The organism is Micromonospora sp. DT227 (assembly GCF_049841835.1).
GTDB lineage: Bacteria > Actinomycetota > Actinomycetes > Mycobacteriales > Micromonosporaceae > Micromonospora.
Genome location: NZ_JBNCLA010000002.1, coordinates 265408 through 281968, shown reverse-complemented (window position 1 = coordinate 281968; position 16561 = coordinate 265408). Strand labels below are relative to the sequence as shown.

General features: G+C 75.9%; 13 protein-coding genes. 12 read left to right on the top strand and 1 reads right to left on the bottom strand.

Annotation, left to right across the window (positions count from 1 at the left end; all coding sequences use genetic code 11):
- Positions 1-34: 34 nt before the first annotated feature.
- The 8 genes from ACLQ2W_RS10240 (at position 35) to ACLQ2W_RS10205 (ending at position 8578) form a co-directional block, all read left to right on the top strand.
- Positions 35-814: a GNAT family N-acetyltransferase gene (locus tag ACLQ2W_RS10240; protein ID WP_425786207.1), complete on the top strand. Its 780-nt coding sequence runs from the start codon at positions 35-37 to the stop codon at positions 812-814.
- The gene (locus ACLQ2W_RS10235; RefSeq protein ID WP_425786206.1) at positions 811-1689 is read left to right on the top strand and encodes a lysophospholipid acyltransferase family protein; all 879 of its coding nucleotides are present in this window, start codon (positions 811-813) and stop codon (positions 1687-1689) included. The genes ACLQ2W_RS10240 and ACLQ2W_RS10235 overlap by 4 nt, the downstream gene beginning before the upstream one ends.
- A 123-nt stretch (positions 1690-1812) precedes the next feature.
- Entirely contained in the window at positions 1813-2652 is an 840-nt protein-coding gene (locus ACLQ2W_RS10230) for a DUF4097 family beta strand repeat-containing protein (protein WP_425786205.1), read from the top strand.
- Entirely contained in the window at positions 2649-3269 is a 621-nt protein-coding gene (locus ACLQ2W_RS10225) for a PadR family transcriptional regulator (RefSeq protein ID WP_107160942.1), read from the top strand. Before ACLQ2W_RS10230 ends, ACLQ2W_RS10225 begins: the two co-directional genes overlap by 4 nt.
- A 64-nt stretch (positions 3270-3333) precedes the next feature.
- Positions 3334-4035, top strand: a complete 702-nt coding sequence (locus ACLQ2W_RS10220) for a response regulator transcription factor (RefSeq protein ID WP_091068807.1) — start codon at positions 3334-3336, stop codon at positions 4033-4035.
- Positions 4032-5588, top strand: coding sequence for a sensor histidine kinase (locus ACLQ2W_RS10215; RefSeq protein WP_425786204.1), 1557 nt, complete (start codon positions 4032-4034; stop codon positions 5586-5588). Before ACLQ2W_RS10220 ends, ACLQ2W_RS10215 begins: the two co-directional genes overlap by 4 nt.
- A 62-nt stretch (positions 5589-5650) precedes the next feature.
- Complete coding sequence (locus ACLQ2W_RS10210; RefSeq protein WP_425786203.1) at positions 5651-7249, top strand: trypsin-like peptidase domain-containing protein; 1599 nt, start codon at positions 5651-5653, stop codon at positions 7247-7249.
- A 267-nt stretch (positions 7250-7516) separates the two neighbouring features.
- Positions 7517-8578: a glycosyltransferase family 4 protein gene (locus tag ACLQ2W_RS10205; RefSeq protein WP_425786478.1), complete on the top strand. Its 1062-nt coding sequence runs from the start codon at positions 7517-7519 to the stop codon at positions 8576-8578.
- Positions 8579-8582: 4 nt separating this feature from the next.
- Here the strand turns inward: ACLQ2W_RS10205 and ACLQ2W_RS10200 are convergent, their stop codons facing one another.
- Positions 8583-10112: a serine/threonine-protein kinase gene (locus ACLQ2W_RS10200; RefSeq protein ID WP_425786202.1), complete on the bottom strand. Its 1530-nt coding sequence runs from the start codon at positions 10110-10112 to the stop codon at positions 8583-8585.
- Positions 10113-10275: 163 nt separating this feature from the next.
- Between ACLQ2W_RS10200 and ACLQ2W_RS10195 the strand changes: the two genes are divergently transcribed.
- From ACLQ2W_RS10195 to ACLQ2W_RS10180, 4 genes are read left to right on the top strand one after another with little or no spacing between them, the layout of a single operon-like run.
- Positions 10276-11109, top strand: a complete 834-nt coding sequence (locus ACLQ2W_RS10195; protein ID WP_405091040.1) for a patatin-like phospholipase family protein — start codon at positions 10276-10278, stop codon at positions 11107-11109.
- Positions 11109-12131, top strand: a complete 1023-nt coding sequence (locus ACLQ2W_RS10190) for a 1-acyl-sn-glycerol-3-phosphate acyltransferase (protein WP_425786201.1) — start codon at positions 11109-11111, stop codon at positions 12129-12131. Before ACLQ2W_RS10195 ends, ACLQ2W_RS10190 begins: the two co-directional genes overlap by 1 nt.
- A 56-nt stretch (positions 12132-12187) precedes the next feature.
- Positions 12188-12508, top strand: a complete 321-nt coding sequence (gene cutA / locus ACLQ2W_RS10185) for a divalent-cation tolerance protein CutA (RefSeq protein WP_107160928.1) — start codon at positions 12188-12190, stop codon at positions 12506-12508.
- A 47-nt stretch (positions 12509-12555) separates the two neighbouring features.
- Positions 12556-16446 carry an SCO7613 C-terminal domain-containing membrane protein gene (locus tag ACLQ2W_RS10180; RefSeq protein WP_425786200.1) on the top strand — a complete coding sequence of 1297 codons (3891 nt, stop codon included), beginning with the start codon at positions 12556-12558 and terminating at the stop codon, positions 16444-16446.
- The last annotated feature ends 115 nt before the right edge of the window (positions 16447-16561 follow it).

Genomic DNA, 16561 nt, shown 5'->3' with positions numbered 1-16561 from the left:
GGGTCCGGCAACCCGTAGCCCCTACACAGGACCCATGGCTGTTCTGCACGCCGCTGGCGCACCCATCACGACCAGCGGTTACACCCTGCTGATCGCCGACGACCCGACAGTGGTCGCCGCCGCGCAACGGCTGCGCCACGAGGTGTTCGCCGGCGAACTCGGCGCCACCCTGCCGCCCGACGCGGCCGGGCTCGACACCGACGGGTTCGACGCCCACTGCGACCACCTGGTGGTGCTGCGCGAGGACACCGGCGAGGTGGTCGGCACCTACCGCCTGCTGCCGCCCGGCCGCACCGACCGCCGGTACGCCGACGGCGAGTTCGACCTGACCCCACTGGCCCCGCTGCGCGACGACCTGGTCGAGGCGGGCCGCTCCTGCGTGCATCCCGACCACCGCACCGGCGCCGTGATCAACCTGATGTGGGCCGGTATCTGCCGCTACCTGCACCTGCGCGGCTCCCGCTGGCTGGGCGGCTGCGCCTCGGTGCCGGTCGCCGACGGTGGGACCGCCGCCGCCGAGGTGTGGGCGCAGGTCACCGAGCGGCACCTCGCCCCGCCGCCGCTGCGGGTGACCCCGCGCCGGCCCTGGTTCGCCGAGGCGCCGGCCGCACCCGCACCGGGGGCGCTCACCCCGGCCGAGCGCCGGGCGCTGGTCCCGCCGCTGCTCCGCGGCTACCTGCGGCTCGGCGCCTGGATCGGCGGCGAGCCGGCGTACGACCCGGACTTCGGCTGCGCCGACTTCTACGTGCTCTTCTCGCTGGACCGGATGAACCCTCGTCACCTGCGGCACTTCCTCGGCGAGGTGGCGTCGTGACACCGCTCGGCGAGGACCTGTGGCGCCCCACGTCCGGCTGCGGACCGCGGTGCCTGCCCCACGCCACCGCCCCGGACGTCTCCGCGCCGCGGCGGGTCGGCCGGCTGTTCGGCGTACTCGGCATGCTCGTGGTCGGGGCCGGCCTCGCCGCGCTGCTGCCGCTGCTGCCGGCGGCCGACCGGCGGGCCGCGCTGCGCGCCTGGGCCCGTACGACGCTGCGCGCCCTCGGGGTGCGGCTGGTGGTCCGGGGCCGGCCGCCGCGCCGCCGCGCCCTGCTGGTCGCCAACCACGTCTCCTGGCTGGACATCCTCGCCGTGCTCGCGGTGTCGCCGGCCCGGATGCTGGCCAAGCGGGAGGTGCGACACTGGCCGGTGCTGGGCGCGCTGGCCGCGGCGGCCGGCACGCTCTTCGTGGACCGGTCCCGGCCGCGCGCGTTGCCGGTCACCGTCGCCCGGGTGACCGACGCGCTGCGCGCCGGGCATCCGGTGGTGGTGTTCCCGGAGGGCACCACCTGGTGCGGCGCGCCGTCCGGCTGCCGCCCGACGCGCGGTTTCCGGCCGGCGATGTTCGAGGCCGCGGTGGTGGCCGGGGCGCCGGTGGTGCCACTGGGCATCGGCTACCGGCACGCCGGTGACGCGAGCACGCTGCCCGCCTTCCTCGGCGCGGAGACGCTCTGGGCGTCGCTGCGGCGGGTGCTGGCGGCCCGGGACCTGACCGTGTCGGTGACCGTGGCCGCCGCGCTGCACCCGGCCGACGGGGCGGACCGGCGGCTGCTGGCCCGCGCCGCCGAGGCCGCGATCCACCCGGCCCCGCCCCGACGCTCCCCGGTCCCGTTGGTGTCCCCGGTCCCGTCCCTGGTCGGTCTGGCCGCCTGAACAGCCCGTCACCGACCGGTGGGGTCGGGGACGCGACACAGTCTTGTTCAGTCGCGATGTATCGCGTTATGCTTCTCCCGTCACTCGACGTGTCGTCCGGCACGTCGGCGAGGGGAGGACGCCATGGCGAGTTGGACGGTCGACGGTCCGCGCCGGCTCACGCTCGACGAGCCGGTCACCCGGCTGGACGTGCGGCTGGTCAGCGGCCGGCTCAACGTGGTCGCCACCGAGGGTCCGGCCCGGGTCGACGTCACCCGGATCAGCCGCCGGCCGATCGTGGTCGAGCTGCGCGACGGTCGGCTGACCGTCCGGCACGAGCGGATGCCCCGCTGGCCGGGCGTGCTCTGGTGGCTCGGTCAGCTCCGCCGCCGGTTCCGCGCCGAGGTGTCGGTCGCCGTGCCGGCCCAGGCGCTCGCCGACCTGCACCTGATCGACGGCGCGCTGGTCGCCTCCGGGCTGCGCCGGGAGACCCGGGTCGACGTCACCTCGGGCCAGGTCACCCTGATGGGGCTGCGCGGACGCACCACCGCCAAGGTGGTCTCCGGCCCGGTGGAGGCGCTCGGCATCGGCGGCGAACTCGACCTGGAGACGGTCTCCGGGGAGCTGATCCTGGCCGACAGTGCGCCCGAACGGGTGCGGGCCCACGCGGTCTCCGGCTCGATCACCTGCGACCTGGACAACCCGCGGGGCAGCGAGATCCGGCTCAGCGCCATCTCCGGCAGCATCACCGTCCGGGTCCGCGAGGACAGCGACCTCAGCGTGCACCTGCACACCACCTCCGGCCGGATCACCAGCGGCTTTCCGCAGATCTGCGGCGGCCAGCACGGGTTCGGCGCGGTCAAGGACAGCCACGGCGTGCTGGGCGGGGGCGCGGGTAAGCTCTGGGCGTCCGCGACGTCCGGCAGCATCGCGCTGCTGGCCCGCCCGGTGGCGGACGCCGACGACGTGGAGGACCTGCCGTGACCGCCGTGTTCACCCACGGGCGGCTCCGGCTCTACCTGCTCAAGCTCCTCGACGACGGGCCGAAGCACGGCTACGAGCTGATCCGCCTGCTGGAGGAGCGGTTCCTCGGCCTGTACGCGCCCAGCGCCGGCACCATCTACCCCCGCCTGCAACGGCTGGAGGTGGAGGAGTTGGTCACGCACACCGCGGTGGGCGGGCGCAAGGTCTACGAGATCACCGAGGCGGGCCGCGCCGAGCTGCGCCAACGCGCCGACGAACTGGCCACGCTGGAGGCCGACATCAGCGCCTCCGTCGAGGACCTCTCCGCGCTGGCCGGTGAGATCCGCACCGAGGTACGCGGCTCGGTGCGCGACCTGAAGCGGGAGCTGCGCGAGGTGACCCGGCAGACCCGGCAGGGCCGCTGGACGCCGCCACCGGCCACCCGGCCCGGTGACCACGACGGCGCGGCCCGACCGGCGGAGGCGCCGCTGCTCGTCGAGTTCGACGAGCGGCTGGCCGCGTTCACCGTCGAGGTCGGCGCGCTGGTGCGGGCCGGGCGGCTCAGCGACAACCAGCTCCGGACCGCGATCCGGCTGCTCGACGGCGCGCTCGACGGGCTGCGGCGACTGCTCCGCTGAGCTCACAGGTTGTTTCCAGCCACCACCCAGCGCGACCGCAGCCGGAGCACGGATGATGGGGGCCATGGCGGCTACCCAGACCGAGGCTCGACTGCTCGTCGTCGAGGACGATCCCAACATCCTCGAACTGCTCTCCGCGAGCCTGCGCTTCGCGGGCTTCGACGTGGCGACCGCGACCAGCGGCAGCGCGGCGCTGCACGCCGCCAAGGACCACCGGCCCGACCTGGTCGTGCTCGACGTGATGCTGCCCGACCTCGACGGCTTCGAGGTCATCCGGATGCTCCGCGAGGGCGGGACGCGTACCCCGGTGGTGTTCCTGACCGCGCGGGACGCCACCGACGACAAGATCCGCGGGCTGACGCTGGGCGGTGACGACTACGTCACCAAGCCGTTCAGCCTGGAGGAGCTGACCGCCCGCATCCGGGCCGTGCTGCGGCGCACCGCGACCGGCGAGCAGGCGCCGTCCCGGCTCACGTTCGCCGACCTGGAACTGGACGAGGAGACCCACGAGGTGCACCGGGCCGGCCAGCGGGTGCAGCTCTCGCCGACCGAGTTCAAGCTGCTGCGCTACCTGATGCTCAACGCCAACCGGGTGCTCAGCAAGGCGCAGATCCTCGACCACGTCTGGAACTACGACTTCCGCGGCGACGACAACATCGTCGAGTCGTACATCTCCTACCTGCGCCGCAAGGTCGACAACACCCAGCCCCGGCTGATCCACACGCTGCGTGGGGTCGGCTACGTGCTGCGCAAGCCGGCGGCGTGAGCGCCCTCCACGACGCGAAGAGCTGGCTGCGCGGAATCCCGCTCCGGCTCAAGCTGGTCACCTCCGTCCTCGCGCTGGTCGCTCTGGCGCTCGTGGTGATCAGCAGCCTGACGGCGTTCCTGCTGCGCAACTACCTGATCGGGCAGGCCGACGACCAGCTCCGTGGTGGTGCCTTCAACGTGGCCCGCACCCTGGAAGAGGCGAACGGGAACCCGATCAAGGTCAACATCCCGTCGGACTACGTGGCGACCACGGCAGCGCCCGACGAGCCGCCGGACGCGCCGTCGCGCTACGAGGGTCTACGCGACGCGGAGCTGCCCCGGTTCCCCGCCGACTACGCCGGCTACAAGGAGCGGGTGGGCGACCCGTTCACGGTGCGCTCCGAGGACGGCCGGAGCCGCTGGCGGATGCTGTACACCGCTCTACCCGACGGCCGGATCATCGCGTTCGGGCAGCACCTCACCGGCGTCGACGCCGCGGTCCGGCAGCTCATCTGGATAGACCTGCTGGTGGGTGGCGCGGTGCTGATCATTCTGGCGTCGGTGGGCGCGGGCATCGTGCGTACCAGTCTCAAGCCGCTTGTGGAGATCGAGCGGACCGCGGGGGCCATCGCCGGCGGCGACCTGACCCGGCGGGTGCCCGACCCGGAGGAGGGGCGGGCCTGCCCCACCTCCGAGCTGGGTCGGCTCTCCCGGGCGTTGAACACGATGCTGGCCCAGATCGAGGCCGCGTTCACCGCGCGGGCCGCCTCCGAGGCGGCGGCGCGCAGCGCCGAGACGGGTGCCCGGGATGCCGCCGCCCTGGCGCAGGCGTCCGAGGCGCGGGCCCGCCGGTCCGAGGAACGGATGCGGCAGTTCATCGCGGACGCGTCGCACGAACTGCGGACACCGCTGACCACCATCCGGGGCTTCGCCGAGCTGTACCGGCAGGGCGCGGCCCGGGCCCCGGAGCAGACCGCCGACCTGCTGCGCCGCATCGAGGACGAGGCATCCCGGATGGGACTGCTGGTCGAGGACCTGCTGCTGCTGGCGCGGATGGACCGGGAACGGCCGATCGCGTTGGCCCCGGTGGAGCTGCCGGTGCTGGCCTCGGACGCGGTGGAGGCGGCCCGGGTGGTCGACCCGGAACGGCGGATCGAGCTGGAGCTGGAACCGGGCGCGGGCCCGCTGGTGGTGCTCGGCGACGACGCCCGGCTGCGGCAGGTGATCGGCAACCTGATGACCAACGCGCTCACCCACACCCCGCCGGACGCCGCGGTCACGCTGCGGCTGCGGGCCGAGGCGGGAAACGTCGCGGTGGTGGAGGTGGCGGACACCGGCCCCGGTCTGACCCCGGAGCAGGCCGAGCGGGTCTTCGAGCGGTTCTACCGGGTGGACGCCGCCCGGACCCGGCGGGCCGCCGGGCCGACCAGCACCGGCCTCGGCCTGGCCATCGTCGCCGCGCTGGTGGCGGCGCACCACGGCACCGTCGAGGCGGTCGCCACGCCGGGCGGCGGGGCCACGTTCCGGGTGAAACTGCCGCTGCTGCCGGAGACGCCGGAGTCGGGCGAGTGACTTACAGAAAACATTCAGGCGGATTCCAGGCTGGTGACAGTGCCACGGGGAAAGCTGTAGTCATGACCGACCACGAGACCGAGCCGCAGCGGTCGCCGGCACCTGCCGACGCCCAGCCGTCGCACCACACCGCCGAGCTGCCCCGCGTCGAGAGCGGGACATCGGACTCCACTCCGGCCGCCGCGTCGGTTCCGGCCGACTCCCCGGCCGCCGGAACCACCGCCCACGCCGACGCGCCGACCAACCCGTACGCGCCGTCGTCCGACACGCCGACCAACCCGTACGCGCCGTCGTCCGACACGCCGACCAACCCGTACGCGCCGTCGTCCGACACGCCGACCGGCCCGTACGCGCCGGGTGGCGCGTACGCCCAACCGTCCGGCAGCCCGTACGCCCAGCCCTCCGCGCCGCCGTACCCCGCCTCGGGGCAACCGCAGAACTGGTACGGGTCGCCGCAGCAGAGCGGGTGGGCGCAGCAAAGCGGCTCCGGCTACCCGTCGTCGCACGCCGGGGGGCCCGTTCCGACGTACCAGGCGCAGCCGTACCCCCCGCACCAGCCGCACCAGGCCGGGCAGCCGGTCCCGCCGTGGGGCCAGCAGCAGCCGGCGCGGCCCAGCCGGGCCGGCAAGTTCGTCGGCGCCGGCGCGTTGGCGCTGGCCCTGATGCTTGGCTCGGGCGTGGCCGGCGGCGCGTTGGCCCTCGCGTTCGACGACGGCGGCGGCGTCACCCGCACCTACTCCGCCGCTCCGGTGATCAACAGCGCCGACCTGCCCAAGATCGCGGCTGCCGTGCAGGACAGCATCGTCACGATCATGACGGACAGCGGTGAGGGCTCCGGGGTGATCCTCAGCGCCGACGGGTTCGTGCTGACCAACAACCACGTGGTCGCCTCCGCCAGCGGCGACACGGTGAAGGTGGTCTTCGCCAACGGCAAGAACGCCTCGGCGAAGATCGTCGGCACGGATCCGAAGACCGACCTCGCGGTGGTCAAGGCCAGCGGCGTGAGCGACCTGAAGGCGGCGAAGTTCGGCGACAGCGACGGCATGCAGGTCGGTGACCAGGTGCTCGCGCTGGGCAGCCCGCTCGGCCTCCAGGGCTCGGTGACCGCCGGGATCCTCAGCGCCCGCGACCGCACCATCTCCGCCGGTGAGGGCGGCCAGCAGCAGGCCCCGCAGCAGGGGGCCAGCTCGATCTCCGGCCTGTTGCAGACCGACGCCCCGATCAACCCGGGCAACTCCGGCGGCGCGCTTGTCAACACCCGGGGCGAGGTGATCGGCATCAACACCGCGATCGCCACCGCCGGGCAGGGCAGCAACGGCAACATCGGTGTCGGCTTCGCCATCCCGAGCAACAAGGCCAAGGACGTGGCCGAGAAGCTCCAGCGCGGCGAGAAGATCAGCCACCCGTCGCTCGGGGTCAGCGTGAACGCCGCGGAGGACGGCGGCGCGATGGTCGCCGCGGTCACCCCGGGCAGCGCCGCCGAGAAGGCCGGGATCCAGCGGGGTGACGTGATCACCAAGTTCGGCGACAAGGTGATCAACGATTCCAACGACCTGGTCGGCGCCGTGCAGGCCGGCAAGGTCGGCGACCGGGTCGAACTTCAGTTCAAGCGAAACGGATCCGACGAGACGGCAACCGTGACGCTCGCCGAAACGTCATAGTCCTCAAGACCTACCTCCCTCCCGGGGCGGTGGGCGACGGAGCCAAGGGGGTTGGCTTCGTCGCCCACCGCCCCTCTTCGTCTCTCACCCGGTCCGGGTGAGCCGGTCACCGGCCCGGTGACCGGTCCGGGCGCGGGCGCCGTTTACCGCGTGCCGCGTCGGGAACCCGCCGCCGATCGGGTACGCCGGGGACCAGCGGGGGAGGGACTCGTGGCCGTCGACCAGCCACCGCCTGACCGGGCGCGGGCCGGGCCGCTCCGGATCGCGATGGTGGTCCCGCCGTGGCTGTCGGTGCCGCCACCCGGCTACGGCGGGTTGGAGACGCTGGTGGCCGGGCTGGTCGACGCGCTCATCGACCGCGGGCACGCGGTGACGCTGTTCGGCGCCGGCACCGAGCACGGCACCGCCGCCGAGTTCGTCTCCACCTGCGCCGAACTCCAGTTCGACCGGTTGGGTGAGTCGCTGCCCGAGCTGGCCCACCTGGCGCACGTCGACCACCTGGTCGACCCGGCCGACTTCGACCTGGTGCACGACCACAGCACCATCGGTCCGATGGTGGCCGGCCGCCGCCGGGTGCCGACCGTGGCGACCGTGCACGGCAACCCGGTCGGCGAGTACGGCACCGTGCTCAGCAACACCGACCGGGGGGTCGGCCTGATCGCGATCTCGCACGCCCAGCGCCGGGCGAACCCGGGCCTGCCGTGGGTCGGCACGGTGCACAACGCGATGCCGCTGCGGGACTTCCCGCACAAGCGCGCGCCGGGGGCCGGGCCGGTGCTCTGGCTCGCCCGGTTCAGCCCGGACAAGGGCCCCGACGTGGCGATCCGGGCCTGCCGGGCGGCCGGGCTGCCGCTCACCCTGGCCGGCAAGTGCAACGAACCGACCGAGCGCCGCTACCTGGAGCAGGTGGTGGAACCGTTGCTGGGCGAGGACGTGACGCTTGTGGTGAACGCCGAGCGCGAGGCGGTGCTGCGGCTGCTGCTCGACGCGCGTTGCCTGATCATGCCGATCCAGTGGGCGGAGCCGTTCGGCATGGTGATGGTGGAGGCCATGGCGACCGGTACGCCGGTGGTGGCGCTGCGCCGGGGCGCGGTGCCGGAACTGGTCCGGTCCGGGGTCACCGGGCTGGTGTGTGACCACGCCGACGAGTTGCCGGCGGCGCTGCGCGCGGTCGCCGACCTGGACCCGGCCGACTGCGTCGCGCACGTCGCCGAGAGCTTCTCGGTGGAGCGGATGGCCGCCGGCTACGAGGCGGTGTACCGGGGCTTCCTGGCCGGGCGGGCGACGACCGACGGCCCTCGGGCGGTCGCGCGGCTCGTCGCCGGTTGACCGGTCAGGTGCGCCCGACCACCAGCGCCGCCGCCGCGGCGTCGAGCTGCCGCGCGTACCCGGGGGTGATGCTGCCCTCCCGTCGGCGCTCGGCGATCTTGCCGCGGAGTCGCTCCACCGCGGCGGTCACCTCGTCCTCGCCGTTCGCGGCCACCGCGTTGCGCAGCAGGTTGCGCAGGTCCACGCCGACGTCGCTGCGGATCTGACCGTCGGTCAGCCCGGCCTCGATCAGCCCGTCCACCCGCTCGGCCGCGTCGGCCGGCTCGTCGGTCGGCGCGGCCGGGACGGTGGCGGCCGGCGCGCGGGTCGGCTCGGGCGGCGGTGTGGTGGTCGGGTCCCCGTCACCGGTCGGCACGCCGGTGGGTGTCTCCACCGGCCCGGCGGTCGGCAGCACCCGGGGTTCGACCGACCGATCCGGCGTCAGCGCCGGCACCAGCAACGCGGCGACGGCGACCAGCACCACCCCGGCACCCGCCAGCGCGAGGACGCGGCGTCGGCCCGGCCCACCGACCGGCGCCGGTTCGTCCGCCGGACCGGGTCCGCCCGCCGGGCCGGGCTGGGCCGCCGGGGTCGGCGGGGTCGGCTGGGCCGCCGGGGTCGGCTGGGTCGGCGGGACCGGCTGGGTCGGCGGGGCCGCCGCCCGGCTCAGCGCGGGCAGTGTCATGGTCGGCGCCAGCATGGTGGCGGCCTGCGGATCGGCGGGGAGCAACTGGTCGCGGAGCACGGCCGCCACCCGGTGTGCGGTGGGCCGGTCCCGCGGATCACGGGCGAGGCAGCGCAGGCAGATCTCCGCGACCGGTCGGGGCAGCCCGGGTACGCCGTCCAGCGTGGGCGGCGCGTGCTCCGCCAGCGCGGCGCTGAGCTGCTCCCAGGTGTCCGCCGGGTACGGCGGCTGGCCGGTCAGCGTCTCGAAGAGCAGCACGCCCAGCGAGTAGACGTCGGTGGCGGGCTGGGCCGGCGCCCCGTCCAGCCGTTCCGGCGCCACGTACGCCGGGGTGCCGAACGTGCCGCCGTCCTCGTCCTCGTCCGGCGCCCCGACCCGGGTGGCGATGCCGAAATCGAGCACCTTCGCCCCGACGCCGGTCATCATCACGTTGGCGGGGGTGACGTCGCGGTGCACGATGCCGAGCCGGTGCGCCGCGGCCAGCGCCTCGGCCACCTGCGCGCCCGTCTCCACCGCCGCCGCCCAGGGCAGCGGCCCCTCGGTCAGCCGGTGCTCCAACTCCTCGCCGCTGAGCAGCTCCATCACCACGAACGAGGTGATCGAGCCGTCCGGCGCCACCGTCTCGCCGTAGTCGTGCACGGCGGTGACGTGCGGGTGGTCGAGCTGCGCGGCCGAGCGGGCCTCCTCGCGCACCATGTCGCGGAATCGGGCGTCGGCGGCGAGCGAGGGGGCGAGCACCTTCACCGCCACCACCCGGTCGAGCACCTCGTCGCGGGCCCGCCAGATCACCGACATGCCGCCGGCGCCGATCCGGTCGATGAGCCGGTACCGCCGGGCCAGCAGACGGCCGGCTTGGAGTGTCGCCTTCACCTCGCACCTGCCTGGGCTCGGGAGCGCTACCAGGTTGCGGGAATGTGTCCGGCCTGTCAACGGGCGTCCGGAAGCCCGTCACGATCCGCGCGTCGGCCGTGGCGCACCGTGCCAGGTCGGGCACGCCGGGCCGGACCGCGCGCCCCGTGCCAGGATGAACGGCATGGCAGGCGGTCCGGTGGCGTTCGTGCTCGGTGGCGGGGGAGTGCTGGGGGCGGTCGAGGTCGGCATGCTGCGCGCCCTGTTCCGCGCCCGGATCCGGCCCGACCTGGTGCTCGGCACCTCGATCGGCGCGGTCAACGGCGCCCTGGTCGCCGCCGACCCGACCGAGGCGGTCACCGACCGGCTGGTCCGGCTCTGGGCCTCCCCGGAGGCGAGCGAGGTGTACGGCGACTCGGTCGCCCGGCAGCTCCGCCGCTTCGCCGCGCGGACCCACCTGCACTCGCCCCGCCCACTGCGCCGCCTGCTGGAGAGCGAACTGGGTGAGGCGACCACCTTCGCCGACCTGGCCGTGCCGTTCCGGTGCTGCGCGGCGAACATCGAGCGCGCCGCCGAGCACTGGTTCTCCGACGGGCCGGTGGTGCCGGCGGTGCTCGCGTCCGCCTCGGTGCCCGGGCTGCTGCCACCCGCCCAGATCGCCGGCCAGCACTACATCGACGGCGGGGTGGTCAACTCGATCCCGGTCGGCGAGGCGGTGGCGGCCGGCGCGACGCAGATCTTCGTGCTCCAGGTGGGCCGGATCGAGCGCGAGCTGAGCCCGCCGCGTCGGCCGTGGGAGGTCGCCCAGGTCGCGTTCGAGGTCGCCCGCCGGCACCGGTTCGCCCGGGAGATGGCGGCGCTGCCCGACGGCGTCGAGGTGCACGTGCTGCCGACCGGCGGGTTGGAGCCGCGCGACGACAGCCCGTGGGCGTACCGGGACATGGCGGCCGTGGGGCGGCGGATCAGTCGGGCGTACACCGCCTCCCGCCGTTACCTGGACACCGCGCTGGAGCGTTGATGCCGCTGCCACCCCGCTGGCTGCGCCGGCTGCTGCTCGGGCCCGGCGTCGTGCTGCTCGCCGTCGTCGTGGTCACCACGCTGCCCGGTTGGGCGCTGCTGGCGTTGGCCGCGTCGCCGCTGGTGCCGGGGCGGTTGCGCCCGCTGCGGCTGCTCTGGATCGGCACCGTCTACCTGGTCTGGGACGCCGCCGCGCTGCTCACCCTCTTCGTGCTCTGGCTGGCCTCCGGGTTCGGCCGGTACAAGCGGTCGCCGGCGTTCCAGCGGGCCCACTACGTGGTCGCCGGCCGCTTCCTGCGGGTGCTGTTCTGGCAGGCCCGGTGGACGCTGCGGCTGAGCATCGACGTGGTCGGCACCGACCCGGACACCGCGCTGCCCGGCCGCCCCGAGCTGGTGCTCTGCCGGCACGCCGGGCCGGGTGACTCGTTCATCCTGATCCACGCGCTGGTGAACTGGTTCCACCGGGAGCCCCGGATCGTGCTCAAGGAGAGCCTCCAGTGGGACCCGGCGATCGACGTGCTGCTCAACCGGCTGCCCAACCGGTTCATCGCGCCCGGCGCGGACGGCCGGGACTCGGCGGTACGGCAGATCAGCCACCTGGCCACCGGCCTCGACGACGACGACGCCTTCGTGATCTTCCCGGAGGGCGGCAACTTCACCCCGTCGCGCCGGCTGCGGGCGATCGCCCGGCTGCGGTCGCTCGGGTTGGAGCGGATGGCGCTGCGGGCCGAGCGGATGCAGCACGTGCTCGCCCCGCAGCCCGGTGGACTGCTGGCCGCGCTGGACGCCGCGCCGGACGCCGGGGTGATCTTCGTGGCGCACACCGGCCTGGACCAGTTGCTCACGGTCGCGGACGTGTGGCGTGAGCTGCCGATGGACAAGCGGATCGTGATGCGGTTCTGGTCCGTGCCGCCGGAGGAGATCCCCGCCGGCAAGCAGGAGCGCATCGACTGGCTGTTCGACTGGTGGGCCCGGATCGACAAGTGGATCGCCGCCACCCGGGACGGCACGGTCGACGCCTGAGTGGCTTTCGTGCCCGGTTGCGGCGGTCCGGCCCGGACGCCGCGTAGGGTGCGCTGGTGGACCAGATCTGCGTGGTGACGACGGTGGTGGACGCCCGCCGGGTGGCGGACGTGTTGGCGGCTGCGGCCGTCGCCGGCCGTCTGGCGGCGTGTGCCCAGGTCGGCGGCCCGGTGGACAGCACCTACTGGTGGCAGTCGGCGATCCAGACCACCGCCGAGTGGTCGGTGCGTTTCAAGACCACGCCGGACCGGGTGGACGCGCTCGTCGACCAGATCCGGGCCAGCCACCCGTACGAGGTGCCGGAGATCCTGGTCGCCCGGGAGGACAGCGGCAACCCGGACTACACCGCCTGGGTACGCGAACACACCCGGCCCTAGGTACCCCTACTCTGTCCGCCCGCCCCGCCACCGGCGAGGCTGACCGGGTGGAGAACACCGGCTACCCCTGCCCCGGGTGCGGCGCCCCGGCCGACCTCGTCGCCGGCTGCCGCGCCTGCGGTCGCCCGCCCTACCCGCCCGCCGCCGAGGTGGTCCGGCTGGACCGGGAGATCGCCGCGCTGACCCCGCGGGTGGACGCGGCCCGGGTCGCGTACCAGGAGCTGGCCGGCCGGCTGTCCACGGCCCGGCAGCGACGGGCGGCGCTGGCGGCGCGGATCCGCCTGGAGATCCCCGCGCCCCGGCCGGTCACCGCCGGGGTGCCGCCGCAGCCGTCGCAGCCGATGCAGCCGATGCAGCCGTCGCAGCCGTCGCGGCCGATGCAGCCGGTGCGGCCGGCGCCGCCCGTCGCCGGACCGGCCCGCGCCGGTGGCGCGGAGACGTCCGGCCGGGCGGTGCAGGGCCTGCTCTTCGTGCTCGGCGGGCTGCTGCTCGGCACCGCCGCGATCGTCTTCACCGCGGTCGCCTGGGCCGCGTTCGGGGTGGCCGGCCGGGCGCTGATCCTGCTCGCCGTCACCGTGCTGGCGCTCGCCGCGCCGCTGCTGGCCCGGGCGCGCGGGCTGCGCGGCACCGCCGAGACGATCGCCGCGGTGGGGCTGCTGCTGGTGCTCCTGGACGGGTACGCCGCCTGGTCGGTGGACCTGTTCGGGGTGGCCGGCTGGCCGGGCAGCCGGTACGCCGCCCTGGTCGCGGCCGGCAGCGCTGCCGTGGCGGCCGGCTACGGGCGACTCAGCCGGCTGACCGCGCCGTGGTTCGCGGCGTGGCTGGCGGCCCAGCCGGTGCTGCCGCTGGCGGTGGCGGCGGCCCGGCCGGCGGCGGCCGGTTGGGCGCTGGCCCTGACCGTGCTGGCGCTCGGTGACCTGGCGGTGGTGGTCGCCCTGCGCCGCCGGACCGCCCGTGCCGGCGGCGCGCGCCTGGGGGGTGGCGCCGGCACGGGCCCGGCCGGCGGCGCGGTCCGGGCCGGGCAGGTGCTGGGCTGGCTCGGGCACGGCGCGGCGCTGGCCCTGGCCGCCGGCTTCGCGCTGGTGCCGCTGGCGGTCGGCCGCGCGGCCGGCACCCCGCTGCTGGCCGGCACCCCGCTGCTGGCCGGCGGTCCGCTGCTGGTGGTGGCGCTCGCCCTGGTCGCGGGCGCGTACGCGGCCGGTGGCCGGACGTGGCGCGCGGTGGCCGCCGGGCTGCTGGTGCCGGTGCTGGCCGCCGCGCTGGTGCGTCCGGTCGCCGCCGAGCGTCCCGGGCTGCTGCTGCTCGCGGCCGGGCTCACGGTGGCGGTGCTGGCCGGCGCGGTCCGGGCGCTTCCGGCACGGTTGCGGACCGGGCCGCGGATCGGTGCGCTCGCGGTGGCCGCCGGGCTGGGACAGGTCACCGTCGTGCTGACCGGGGTGACGGCCGCGGCGGTCGCGGTCGCCGCGGTCCGGGCCCGGCCCGGCGGTTCCGTGCCGTCCTGGGGATGGCAGTTGCCGCCCGCGTTGCTGCTCGTCGCCGGCGCGGTGGCGCTGCTGACGCCCCGGGCCGCCCGGCCGCTGGTCGGGGTGGTGACCGCCGGGTTGACCGTCCTCGCCGCGCCGGCCGTGGTGGGCATGCCGTGGCCAGTGGTGCTGGTCGCCGACCTCGCGGTCGCCGCCGCGCTGCTGCTGGGCGCCGTGGCCCGGCCGCGCCGGGGCCGGGTCGTCGTCGGAGTCGCCGCGTCGGCCGGCGCGGTGCTGGTCGGGCACGCGTTGCTGGTCGGCTGCGCCGCGCCGGCCGGCGCCGTCGCGGTGCTCGCGGTGACGGCGGTGCTCGGCGTGACGGCGGCGGCGCTCGGCCGGCGCGGTGCGGGCGCCCAGCCGGTCGTCGCCGGGGTCGCGCTGGCCGTGGCGCTGCTCGCCGTACCGGCGGCGGTGGCCGTCGCGCTGTTCGGCCTGGGCGCGCCGCCCTGGTGGCAGCTGCGGGGCGGGGCGGCCGCCGTCGTGGTGCCGGTGGTCGCCGTGCTGGCGGTCCGCCGCCGGTGGCCCGACCTGACCGGGTACGCCTCGACGGCGCTCGCGGTGGCGCTCGCCGCGCTCGGCGTGGGGCCGCTTGTCGTGCCGGGCCGGGAACCGGTGGCGCTCTACGCCGCGGCGGGAGTGCTGCTGGCGCTGGCCGCCGGTGGCGGGACGACCCGGTCGGCGTACGCCCCGCGGGTGGTCGGCGTGGCGCTGGCCGGGCTGGCGGGGCTGGCCGCCGCGCCGGGCGCGCTGGCGGTGCTGGGGGAGCTGCCGGTCCGGCCCTGGTCCGGGGCGCCGGCCGGCACGGCGGCTCCGGCGGAGGCGGCCCGGGCCGGGTTGACGCTGCTGCTGCTGGGCGTCGCCGCGGCGGCGTACGCCCGGATCGGCACACCGGTCGGCCGGCGCGCGCGGGCGGCGCTGCCGTTCGGCGCGGTGGCCCTGCCGGTGCTGCTCGCGGCGGCCGGCGCGCCCTGGCCGGTGGTGCCGGCGGTGGCGTTCGGCACCGGCCTGGCAGCCCTGCTGACCGCCGCCACGGCGGGTCCGGTCCCGGCCGCCCCGGTGGGCGACGCTTCGACGTCGGCGGTGGGTCCGGTCCCGGCCGCCTCGGTGGGTGACGCTTCGACGTCGGCGGTGGGTCCGGTCCCGGCCGCCTCGGTGGGTGACGCTTCGACGTCGGCGGTGGGTCCGGGGCCGGCCGCCTCGGGGGGCGACCGTCCGGTGTCGGTGGTTGGTGCCGGTGGCGTCGGACGGCCGGCCGCCCCGGTGGGCGAGCATCCGGTGTCGACGGTGGGTGCCGGCGGCGTCGCCACGGCGGGGGCGCGTCCGGTGTCGGCCCCGGGCTGGTGGTTGCCGGTGCTGGTGCTGTCGGGGGCGGTGCTCGGCGGGTTCGGGTTCGGCGGGCTGGTCGCCACCCGGGCGGGGACATTGGCCGGGCTGGGGGCGCTGGTGGTGGCCGGCGTGGTGGTGGGCCTGGCGGGGCGGTCGGGCGCGGTCCGGCTCGCCGGCTGGCTGGGCGCGGTGGCCGCGGCCACCGGCTTCGCGGTCACCGCGCCGCTGGCCGGCGGCCTGCCGTTGCGTACCGCCGGTTTCGCGGTGCTGGCCGTCGCGGCGGTGACCCTGCACGCCGCACCGGCGCTGCGGACCACCCCCCGGTTCGTCGATCTTGGACTTGTGGTCGTTCGCAAAAGGCGCGATACCGACATCGTGGGCGCCACAACTCCAAGATCGACGAAGTGGACGGGGGCGGGAGCGGCGACGGCGGGAGCGGTGCTGGAGGGGGTGGCGCAGGTGGTGGCGCTGCTCGCGCTGCTGCTCACCGGCGGCGCGCTGCGGTACGCGGCGGCGGTCTGCGCGCTCTGGGGCGTCGTGGTGGGGGTCCGGGTGCTGCGTCGTGGTGAGACGCCGGCCCGGCGCGCCGGTCTCGCCGCGGTCGCGGGTGGCAGCGAGCTGCTCGGCGGGTGGCTGCTGCTGGCGGCCGGCGGGGTGGCGGTGCTGGAGGCGTACACGGTGCCGGCGGCGGCGCTGGCCCTCGGCGCGGGCCTGTTCGCGCTGCGGCGCCGGCCCGGGCTGACGAGCTGGCTGGCGCTCGGCCCGGGGCTCGGCGCGGCGCTGCTGCCCAGCCTGGTCTCGGTGCTGGCGGCGCCGGACCCGCAGCCGTTGCGCCGGCTGGCGCTGGGCGCGGTGGCGCTCGGCGCGGTGCTCGGCGGCGCGGTCCGGCGCTGGCAGGCGCCGGTCCTGCTGGGCGCGGCCACGCTGGTGCCGCTGGCGCTGCACGAGCTGGCCCGGAGCTGGGACCTGCTGCCCCGCTGGGTCTTCCTCGCGCTGGGGGGCCTGGCGCTGATCGGTCTGGCCGCCACGTACGAGCGACGCCGCCGCGACCTGGCCCGCCTGCGTGCCGCCGTCACCCGCCTGACCTGACCGACCGCCGTACGCCGGCCAGGGGTGGGGGCAACCCCACCGGTGGTTCGGGGGATGACGGGATTACCCAGGGCCACGAATCTCGACAGAATGATCACCGAGGGTCACGAATAGG

Excerpts from the sequence above, each read along its gene's own strand:
- ACLQ2W_RS10240 (WP_425786207.1), top strand. The coding sequence starts at position 35 with ATGGCTGTTCTGCACGCCGCTGGCGCACCCATCACGACCAGCGGTTAC.
- ACLQ2W_RS10230 (WP_425786205.1), top strand. The coding sequence starts at position 1,813 with ATGGCGAGTTGGACGGTCGACGGTCCGCGCCGGCTCACGCTCGACGAG.
- ACLQ2W_RS10220 (WP_091068807.1), top strand. The coding sequence starts at position 3,334 with ATGGCGGCTACCCAGACCGAGGCTCGACTGCTCGTCGTCGAGGACGAT.
- ACLQ2W_RS10210 (WP_425786203.1), top strand. The coding sequence starts at position 5,651 with ATGACCGACCACGAGACCGAGCCGCAGCGGTCGCCGGCACCTGCCGAC.
- ACLQ2W_RS10205 (WP_425786478.1), top strand. The coding sequence starts at position 7,517 with ATGGTGGTCCCGCCGTGGCTGTCGGTGCCGCCACCCGGCTACGGCGGG.
- ACLQ2W_RS10195 (WP_405091040.1), top strand. The coding sequence starts at position 10,276 with ATGGCAGGCGGTCCGGTGGCGTTCGTGCTCGGTGGCGGGGGAGTGCTG.
- ACLQ2W_RS10190 (WP_425786201.1), top strand. The coding sequence starts at position 11,109 with ATGCCGCTGCCACCCCGCTGGCTGCGCCGGCTGCTGCTCGGGCCCGGC.